General features: G+C 49.6%; 13 protein-coding genes and 2 pseudogenes. 12 read left to right on the forward strand and 3 right to left on the reverse strand.

The features are described from left to right. Positions 1–286: integrase core domain-containing protein (locus BFF42_RS05615; protein WP_000318964.1), on the forward strand; the 286-nt coding region annotated here is incomplete at its 5' end. A 127-nt stretch (positions 287–413) separates the two neighbouring features. Here the strand turns inward: BFF42_RS05615 and BFF42_RS05620 are convergent. The 3 genes from BFF42_RS05620 to BFF42_RS05635 all read right to left on the reverse strand — a co-directional run bounded on the left by BFF42_RS05620 (position 414) and on the right by BFF42_RS05635 (position 2170). Continuing rightward, complete coding sequence (locus tag BFF42_RS05620) at positions 414–620, reverse strand: hypothetical protein (protein WP_000141093.1); 207 nt, start codon at positions 618–620, stop codon at positions 414–416. A gap of 287 nt (positions 621–907) precedes the next feature. Continuing rightward, the gene (locus tag BFF42_RS05630; protein ID WP_000608404.1) at positions 908–1411 is read right to left on the reverse strand and encodes a helix-turn-helix domain-containing protein; all 504 of its coding nucleotides are present in this window, start codon (positions 1409–1411) and stop codon (positions 908–910) included. 102 nt (positions 1412–1513) lie between these two features. Next, positions 1514–2170, reverse strand: a complete 657-nt coding sequence (locus BFF42_RS05635) for a LexA family protein (RefSeq protein ID WP_000838344.1) — start codon at positions 2168–2170, stop codon at positions 1514–1516. 111 nt (positions 2171–2281) lie between these two features. Between BFF42_RS05635 and BFF42_RS27555 the strand changes: the two genes are divergently transcribed. From BFF42_RS27555 to BFF42_RS05690, 11 genes and pseudogenes are all read left to right on the forward strand, one after another. After that, positions 2282–2509 (forward strand): hypothetical protein, encoded by a 228-nt coding sequence (locus BFF42_RS27555; protein ID WP_000177357.1) that lies wholly within the window; start codon positions 2282–2284, stop codon positions 2507–2509. After that, a complete protein-coding gene (locus BFF42_RS05645) occupies positions 2506–3213 on the forward strand; it encodes a Rha family transcriptional regulator (protein ID WP_039060150.1) in 708 nt (235 codons plus the stop codon). The genes BFF42_RS27555 and BFF42_RS05645 overlap by 4 nt, the downstream gene beginning before the upstream one ends. A gap of 108 nt (positions 3214–3321) precedes the next feature. Next, positions 3322–4170: a Rha family phage regulatory protein gene (locus tag BFF42_RS05650; RefSeq protein WP_000587264.1), complete on the forward strand. Its 849-nt coding sequence runs from the start codon at positions 3322–3324 to the stop codon at positions 4168–4170. Next, entirely contained in the window at positions 4167–4361 is a 195-nt protein-coding gene (locus tag BFF42_RS05655; RefSeq protein ID WP_000626793.1) for a hypothetical protein, read from the forward strand. The genes BFF42_RS05650 and BFF42_RS05655 overlap by 4 nt, the downstream gene beginning before the upstream one ends. After that, positions 4358–4582 (forward strand): hypothetical protein, encoded by a 225-nt coding sequence (locus BFF42_RS05660; protein ID WP_000618007.1) that lies wholly within the window; start codon positions 4358–4360, stop codon positions 4580–4582. Before BFF42_RS05655 ends, BFF42_RS05660 begins: the two co-directional genes overlap by 4 nt. Beyond that, the gene (locus tag BFF42_RS05665) at positions 4579–4878 is read left to right on the forward strand and encodes a hypothetical protein (RefSeq protein ID WP_000995578.1); all 300 of its coding nucleotides are present in this window, start codon (positions 4579–4581) and stop codon (positions 4876–4878) included. The genes BFF42_RS05660 and BFF42_RS05665 overlap by 4 nt, the downstream gene beginning before the upstream one ends. Then, positions 4875–5855, forward strand: coding sequence for a hypothetical protein (locus BFF42_RS05670; protein ID WP_000092418.1), 981 nt, complete (start codon positions 4875–4877; stop codon positions 5853–5855). The genes BFF42_RS05665 and BFF42_RS05670 overlap by 4 nt, the downstream gene beginning before the upstream one ends. Before the next feature lie 10 nt (positions 5856–5865). Continuing rightward, positions 5866–6744, forward strand: a complete 879-nt coding sequence (locus BFF42_RS05675) for an ATP-binding protein (protein WP_024258584.1) — start codon at positions 5866–5868, stop codon at positions 6742–6744. Further along, positions 6741–8142 (forward strand): annotated as a pseudogene (locus BFF42_RS05680) (replicative DNA helicase). The gene BFF42_RS05675 and the pseudogene BFF42_RS05680 overlap by 4 nt, the downstream one beginning before the upstream one ends. After that, entirely contained in the window at positions 8139–8396 is a 258-nt protein-coding gene (locus BFF42_RS05685; protein ID WP_001065349.1) for a hypothetical protein, read from the forward strand. The pseudogene BFF42_RS05680 and the gene BFF42_RS05685 overlap by 4 nt, the downstream one beginning before the upstream one ends. A 51-nt stretch (positions 8397–8447) precedes the next feature. Then, positions 8448–8882 (forward strand): annotated as a pseudogene (locus BFF42_RS05690) (DUF968 domain-containing protein); the annotation flags it as partial.

Consider the following 8882-nt stretch of genomic DNA (forward strand, 5'->3'; position numbering starts at 1 on the left):
AACACGCCAGTTCGCCCGGATGTTGGGACTTGAACCGAAGAACACGGCGGTGCGGAGTCCGGAGAGTAACGGAATAGCAGAGAGCTTCGTGAAAACGATAAAGCGTGACTACATCAGTATCATGCCCAAACCAGACGGGTTAACGGCAGCAAAGAACCTTGCAGAGGCGTTCGAGCATTATAACGAATGGCATCCGCATAGTGCGCTGGGTTATCGCTCGCCACGGGAATATCTGCGGCAGCGGGCTTGTAATGGGTTAAGTGATAACAGATGTCTGGAAATATAGGGGCAAATCCAGCGGTCTTGTGTGATGCCATATTCTTTATAAAAGTCACAATAAAGCCTCCTGCGGATTAAGGTTGTAACAATCCCCGGCGATAAAACCGCAATAAACGTTCAGGGCATATTTGTTGTTATTGCGCTAATTCTTTTTCGGCAGCAGCTTTTGTATACTCACATGCAAAACTCAGAATTTCGCTGCCGAGTGTTTTCGTTTCGTGATTACTGGACATATGTAATACCTGTGTTGCATGCAATAAATGATAAACATTTACCGCAAATGAATCAGGCTCCAGACAAATGCCTTCGTAATTATCTTGCTGTGAGGTTGTTTCTGTCATTGCTCCTGAAGTGCATGCGAGCCTGTTTTTGACAATTCTCTTTTCTCTAATCACTATATCGGCAACATCTATTGCCTTTACAACCTCCGGGAGAAGTTCCGGGTTTGTATAATCAAAGTCATCAACATGGAGAACAGTTATGTTTTCGAACTTTTTCATGGCTTCCTCAGCTGACTTATATGTTCTGCTATATAGCGAGTCTCAGAAGTGTTTTCATATTGAGACTGTTTCCGCAATGATTGATAAAAATGTTCGCATGTACCTTGAAGGGCGAAGCGGCGATTATGTCACCATTGGTATTGGTTCTTCCGCAGAAGAGCTTCGCGAGATAAGGGGCAAACTTGTTGAGATGCGTCATGGTGTTGCTGCTCCTCACTTTTTGGTTGCTCCGGAGGAGTAACCTCACCAGTTAACAGCCACATCGGATCGCAGCCAAGAATATTTGCCAGTGGGATAAGCATACTGATAGTTGGTTCATACTCTCCGCTCTCCCACTGGATGATAATTTCTTCATCGAGATCGAGCAGCCTGGCGAGTTCGGCGGTTGTTAAGCCGCAGGCTTCGCGTTGGGTGCGAAGACGGTTGTTGATTGCAGAATTTTTGTTCTGTAAAAGCATTGCTGACGATAGCTTTCTGGATATGCTATTTGTCATATCCCATGCCAGTCCTGCGCATGACTCTATATCGCTAGAGAGTGTAGCATCAGGTGTTGCTTTTGCTATTAGTGTAATGAGGCTGCCGAGGTTTTTCAGTTCTTCGAGACAGTCAAGAGTTGTAGCTTTATTGATCATGAGATGATACCTCAGTTACGAACTTTGTTTTATGGTAACTAAGGTGTCAAGCTGTGGCAAGTTATTTTGATACTTTGGTTTCTTTTTGTGTTTTGTGTCTGGTCAGAAAATATCCCACCTGGCATCAACCACAACACCTACTATTTCGCAATCATTGTCCATTTCTATGATTGGATATTGTGGATTAAGGGGCTTTAGAAACGCCTTTCCCATGTCAGAAATATATTTTTTGAATGTTGCTTCATTGGTGGATTTTTTTCTGGCGATGACGTAACACCCTGAAAAAACTTCTTTATCTGGGTTGACAAGGATCGACATTCCTTCAGGAAATGTTATTCCTACGGGCGAAGTCATTGAGTCTCCGTGCACTTCCAGCCAGAACCCCCTCTCACCAGCGTATTTTACAGAATGCCTCCAATTATCCTGATCATACATGTTGTAGTCATCACCAGAAGTTGCGAATAATCCTGCCTGAACCCAGTTAATTACAGGGTAAGAGTGTGCTGTGTCTCTCTGTGGGCAGCTCTTAACATTATTTTCCCAATGCTTATCTTTTTCATCTCCGTTCTGAAGCCACTGCGGTGAACACCGCAGTGCAGCTGCAACTTTAAAAAGGGTGTCACCGTTGAAACTTTTTGTAAGGCCTTGCTCGGCTTTACTGATTGCAACTCTGGTGATCCCAGCTTTTTTAGCCAACGCATCTTGTGTTAACCCAGCTTTTTGCCGTGCGTTGATGAGACGTTCACCTAAAGACTTCATTTTTCTTCTCCTCTCATGGCTGTTGATACGAAAGTAACAGAATTTCTTGATACTTTGGAATCCCGCAGTTAACATCGTTGAATAACAAAGTATCTGGTGTGAGACTAAAGAATGACCCTTTATGAAATATTAAAAATTCAATTTAAAACCAATGCCGCTATTGGTCGCAGGTTCCCAAAGAAAGGAAGGCCTCGTGGCAGTCAAGGTGTTGGAAAGTGGAAAACGCGAGGTGTTCCGGAGGATGTTGCCATTCTTTGTCATCTGGATCCGAGCATTCCATATACACACCCAAGGCTAGCGAATACAGAAGATGACAAGCCCACAGGAGACCAACAATGAACACCGCAATTTTTAACGGCAAAGCATCCATGACCAGCGTTGAGATCGCAGAGCTGGTGGGAAGCCGACCAGATAGTGTTAAGAGAACTATTGAAACACTGGCTAAAAAGGGAATCATCCAATTTCCACAGGCTGTGGAAATTGAGAATAAACAATCACTTGGGCCTCGCCGATTTTCTAGCGCGTATGTATTCGAAGGTGAACGAGGTAAGCGCGACAGCATCATTGTCGTCGCACAGCTCTGTCCTGAATTCACAGCTCGCCTGGTAGATCGCTGGCGCGAACTGGAAGAACAGATCCGTAAGCCAATGAGCGAAATCGAAATGGTTGCCGCGATGGCTCTTGAAGCCGTTCGCCAACAGAAACGGATCACTCAGGTGGAAGAAAAAGTCAGCCACGTTGCTGAAACAGTCGAGCAAATTAAAAAGGGCACTATTCGTGAGGGCTATGCCGGATATCGCCAACTGAAAGCAAAAACCGGTTTGTCAGATGATAAATGCCGCAATCTGGTGAACGCCTATCAAATTCCTACAGACACCCATGAGTTCATGACGCCGGACAGATTGTTGCCACGTCGCGCAATTGTTGCTGTGGAACCGTTTATGGCTGCTTTTTATCGGGTTATGGAGGAAGCAGAACCGCGAGGGACTCGCTGGTATCACCCGAAAATGGGGTTATTTCAGGTTATTGGTTGGCAGCGGTGAAAAAAAGCCGGGAGTAACCCGGCTCACTCAACATCAATAACGGGGAGCTGTTTCGCATAAAACGGCTCCGAAACATCCAAGAACAGTTCTAAAGATATCAGCAGCTATATGATCATTTCAAGACCAAATATTGATTCTGCAATTTCGGGACGTTACACTGTCTCCGCACCTTATAAAGCGGGTGCCGGGATTGGCGTCCTGAAATTCGCACATGCGCATAACCGCGCTTCAGCGGTTTTTTTGCGCACGTTTCCTCACATCCAAATTATGGTGGGGCGTGCAGGGGCATCGAAAGATGCGCCGGGGTCATGTGCGACCGGTTACGCCAACCCTGTACGTCTCACCACCTCTGTGATTGGCGTCCCATGTGGTGAGTTTTCAAAATTCGCACATGAGGATGTCACTATGGCAACCACCCCTACCCAAACTCACCCTAAAATTGATGTTATCCATGGGAAGGCTGTTACCTCTTCTTTGGCCGTTGCCGAATATTTCTGCAAGCAGCACAAAAACGTTATTCAAAAAATCCAGACGCTTGAGTGCTCTGTTGAATTCACTGAGCTGAATTTTCAGCCCAGTGATTACACCGATTGCACAGGCCGCAAACTACCTTGCTATCAAATCACCCGCGATGGCTTCGCGTTCCTTGCTATGGGCTTTACTGGCAAACGTGCAGCCCGGTTCAAAGAGGCATACATCAACGCCTTTAACCAGATGGAGAAGAATTTATCTGGTGCTGACGCGGTTGATATGTCAGCTGTCGCACGAAACGCCAGAGGCGTATACCTGCATTTGCGTGAAATCCATCAAATCTGGACAAGCCAGCTTTATCCAATGCTTAAGGCCGTTGAATCTCCGCTGGCTAGCAAACTGTACGACCGTGTTGGTGATGCTGTTTTTGGCGCTGCACTTGTTGATTCCAGGCTGAATGGTTCTGACAAGGAGGTTCGCCCATGATTAGTTACGAAATCATCATCTCCACTACGGAATACAGAAACGATGTATCAGTTCGCACGGATGTATCTGTCTGGCACCGTCGCTATAAATCCAGAAAAACAGCGGAACTGAAAGCGGCAGAGATGTGTGAAACCATCTCAATGAAAGGTAGCCCGGTTAAATACGTAACTACGGTGGAGGTGCGTCCATGATCCGCCACATCGTTAATTCCCTGTATCACCGATACAACCGTTGCCCCCGTGTGGGGCAGTGGTTCGCCACCAGCAACGGTCACGTTCTGCGGGTTTGCCTAGTCAACGCTGAAAGCCAGAAAGTCGTGTGCGAACTACAGGGGCGTAGCTACACCATCAGTTACCCTCTGGCGGTATTTCTGTCTGGAAAAATGTTTAAGCGTCTGGGAGGTGTGGCGTGAACTGTTTTCAGTTTGTGTGCGGATGTGCTTTCGATAACCCGATTCAGCGCCTGATTATGTTGCGTGTTTTGATGTCGGGTTCTTCAGACGGTGAAGGCGAGAGAGTTATTGATCATCAGGTGCTTGCTGATTTCTGCTGTTGTTCTAAGCAAGCGATATTCAGGGAAACCCTGGCACTGGAAAGAGCTGGTTATCTTCATATCCGAAAAATTGCAACGCTTACTATTGATGCAAAAGCCAGACTACAACCTGCGCGTGGCTACACAATTCTCATGCCGCGGAAGGAGGTTGTATGAGCCGTTACGCCCCCACACCGGAAGTTATGGCTATTGGTCAAATTAATATTTCCGGCAATGTTACACCTGCGAACTGGTGGAAATATATTCGACTACCCAGTGGGCGTCCGGATGCGACGGCTATCGCTCTGCTTTCAGAGATCGTTTACTGGTACCGCCCGACAGAGGTCAGGGATGAGCACACCGGAGCGTTGCTGGGATATCGCAAGCGTTTTCAGGGCGACAAACTGCAAAGAAGCTACCAGGCGTTTGCTGAGCAGTTTGGTTTCGGGAAAAGGGAAACCGCAGATGCGCTGAAGCGTCTGCGCGATGCAGGGTTTATTACTCTGGATTTACGCACGGTGGAAATGCTCGATGGGGTGAAATGCAGCAATATTTTGTTTGTCGGGATCAACCCACAGGCAATTGCGGCCATCACCACACCTTCTTCTGTTTCGCCAGAAAGTAACAGCAATAATGCAATCAGCGATACAGCTATTACGTTAAAACGGAACACCCCCCGACGTCATAACGGAACAGGGGATACGCCGAATGTTGATACAAATACAGAGATTACAACGGAGACTAAAAACACTATTGATGCATCCGCTGACGCGTCTGCGCCAGCGCGTTCTGCCCGACAGGAATATTCACCGGAATTTGAACAGGCCTGGCAGGAATATCCCAAACGTGCTGGTGGCAATTCCAAGTCAGCAGCCTTCAAAGCCTGGAAAGCCCGTATCAGGGAAGGAATAAAACCGGAGACCATGCTTGATGGCGTGAAGCGGTATGCCGCCTGGGTACGTGCTACAGGAAATACCGGCACACAGTTCGTGAAGCAGGCTGCGACGTTCTTTGGACCCGATCGTCACTTCGAAGATTACTGGCAACAGCCAGCCGCTCACGGAGGTGGGCGACAGCGACAGGTTGATGTCCTGGCTGGCCTGGGAGCCATGTCTGACAAATTCGGTAAATCCAGTAACAAATTGACATTCTGAGGTGACAGCGATGATGACGATTGACCAACGTGAGAAACAAACAAGACTACAGGCGCGAATGGATGAGTTACGGGCAGAGATTGCATTTGCTCAGAAGGGCGAAAAGCCATGGCCTTATCGTTCCTGCCTGATGCGTGAAGGTCGCGGATATTGCGAAAAACACGGTAAATATCGTACGCATATACTGGTGTGGAGCGATCGTAATGGCGAGGACAGAGAAAAAATTTCATGCTGCCCTGACTGCTTGATCGCTGAGGCCAGTTATTTGACCATGGAACTGTCGTCCCTCAAGGCGGAAGAACTGACTGATAACGCCGGAATTGCTCTGCGTTTTCGGGACTGCGAGTTTGATAATTATCTGGAGGTTAATCCTGACGCAGCCAGAAATCTTGCGGCCTGTCGCCGCTATGCGGAGAACTGGCCAGATATGCTGGAGAACGGTACCAGTCTTGTTATGACCGGCAGTTGCGGTACCGGGAAAAATCATCTGGCGGTATCAATGGCAAAACACATCATCCGTAACTATCTGGCCAGTGTGGAGATCACCGACGTGATGCGCCTTACCCGGGCTGTGAAAAACTGCTGGCGGAATGACAGTGAAAAAACAGCGGATGACGTCATTGAGCATTATGCGTCACTGGATTTGCTGATTGTCGACGAAGTCGGCGTTCAGTTTGGCAGTGCGGCTGAAATGGCCATTTTGCAGGAAATTATCAATGCCCGGTATGAGGGTATTTTGCCAACTATCTTGATCAGCAATCTTTCACCGGAAGAATTGTGGGCGTTCATCAGTCCCCGGATTGCCGACAGGATCACCGATGGCGGGCGCAACTGGTTGTCGTTTAACTGGCCCAGCTACCGTTCTCGTATCGGAGGTGTTGCCGCATGACCAGCCAGAACACCCCGGCATGGCGTAACGATGACCTGGAAGGCGCTGTCATCGGTGCGTTTTTTCTGCGTGGGGCCGATCCGGAAGTGATGGATATTCTGGCCACACTTCCGGCGGATGTATTTTTTGTGCGTCAGTACCGGGATATTTACGCGGGGATTTGCAGACAGGCTCGCATATCCGGCGTCATTGACCCCGTACTGCTGTGCAATGAGATGCCGGAACTTGCCCCGGTGATTACCGACACCGGACGCAAAACCTGGGTGAAGTCTTCACTGGAGCACTATGTCGCAGCGTTGCGGCGCAATGCCGCACTGCGCGATGCAGAAAAAACACTGACTGAAGCATTACAGAATTTACGTGATGCGTATACCTGTGAAGCAGCCGAGGATGCCCTGAAGGATGTGCAGAACATGATGGCCTCACTGTCGACCGGAAAGGGCGTCATTCAGCCGGTTCACATTGATGATGTCCTTCTGGAAGTGGTCGACCGTGTTGAATGCCGCAATCAGGGACTGGAGAAATCCAGGGCGCTGATGACCGGTATTGATGAACTGGACGCAAAAACGGGCGGTATGGAGCCCGGAGACCTGGTATTCATTGCCGCCCGTCCTTCGATGGGGAAAACCGAACTTGCGCTGGACATCATCGACAAGGTGACTGAGCAGGGGCATGGCGTGCTTCTGTTCACCATGGAGATGGCGAACATCCAGATTGGTGAACGTATGGTGTCTGCTGCCGGTGGAATGCCGGTATCCCGTCTTAAGTCTGTTGCCCGTTTTGAAGATGAAGACTGGGCGCGTTTCTCGCAGGGCGTGGGACGAATGACGGGGCGTAATATCTGGATGGTGGACCAGGCAAACCTGACCCATTGATGAGATATGTGCAACCACGAAGCACCACCGGATGAAACACCCGGAAACGGCGCTGGTGGTGGTCGATTACCTCGGCCTGATTAAAACCCGCAGTACGGGGCGTCACGACCTTGCGGTGGGGGAAATCTCAAAGGGACTTAAAAGCCTGGCAAAATCCGGCGGTTTTCCGCTGATTGCTCTGAGCCAGCTCTCCCGCGGCGTGGAATCCAGACCCAATAAACGCCCAATGAACTCGGACCTGAAAAACTCCGGGGAAATCGAGGCGGATGCCGACATCATTCTGATGCTTTACAGGGATGAGGTATACAACCCGGAAACTCAGGCCAGAGGCATAGCAGAAATCAACATCACGAAACAGCGTAATGGCACGCTCGGGACCATTTACCGGCGTTTTCATAACGGACATTTTCTGCCTGTGGACCAGGAGAGTGCCCGGGTTCTTTCCACACCCATGACGCCGGGCAATCCGCGCAGATACAGCAATAACCGCATGTCGGGCAGTAAAACGGAGCGTTTATTTTGAACAACAGAACAATCACTGTTTCACCGGAACAACTTCGTCGGCAGGCGCAGGAGATGCTTCGTTGTGCTGAACAGATGGAAAAAACGAGCGTGGCAAAAGATACGCTCCGCAAGCAGCTTACTCCGGCGCTTCGTGATCTGCTGCAGGCAAAACACCGTACACAAAAGGCGGTGGATGAGCTGGTGGATTGCGTGGCGGAACTGGAAGGCCAGGTAAGCCAGTTTGAAACGCTGGTGAAGGAGTTTACTGCGTGATGGCTGAATTTTTTCTCCTGCGTTCATGCAATATCGTTCGCTGAGGTGACCGTGAGAGCATTGTTGACTCCTGAAATTGCCCCGCGAATGGGGATTGTATTGTTCAGGCCCGGTTCAGAGCTGATGCCCCTGTTTATGCAGGGGCGTGTCCTGCTGGAGCCTGAGCCGGAACGTTATTCATCTTTCGCCAGCGGTGCCGTTCCGGCAGCATCACAACCGCTGGCGGATGATCCTGCCGTTCGGGCCGTGTTCCGCCATGAGGCGGTGATCCGTCGTGCTGGTGGCGTGGAATGCCTTGAGAGCTGGTTACTTCGTGAAAAGGGCTGTCAGTGGCCTCATTCCGACTGGCACAGCGAGAACATGACCACAATGCGGCACGCGCCAGGCGCAATCCGTCTGTGCTGGCACTGTGACAATCTTCTCCGTGACCAGTTCACGGAACGGCTGGAATCAATGGCAACGGATAACTGTGCCCGCTGGGTGTTG

The organism is Shigella sp. FC1661 (assembly GCF_001712525.1).
In the GTDB taxonomy this organism is placed as follows: domain Bacteria; phylum Pseudomonadota; class Gammaproteobacteria; order Enterobacterales; family Enterobacteriaceae; genus Escherichia; species Escherichia coli.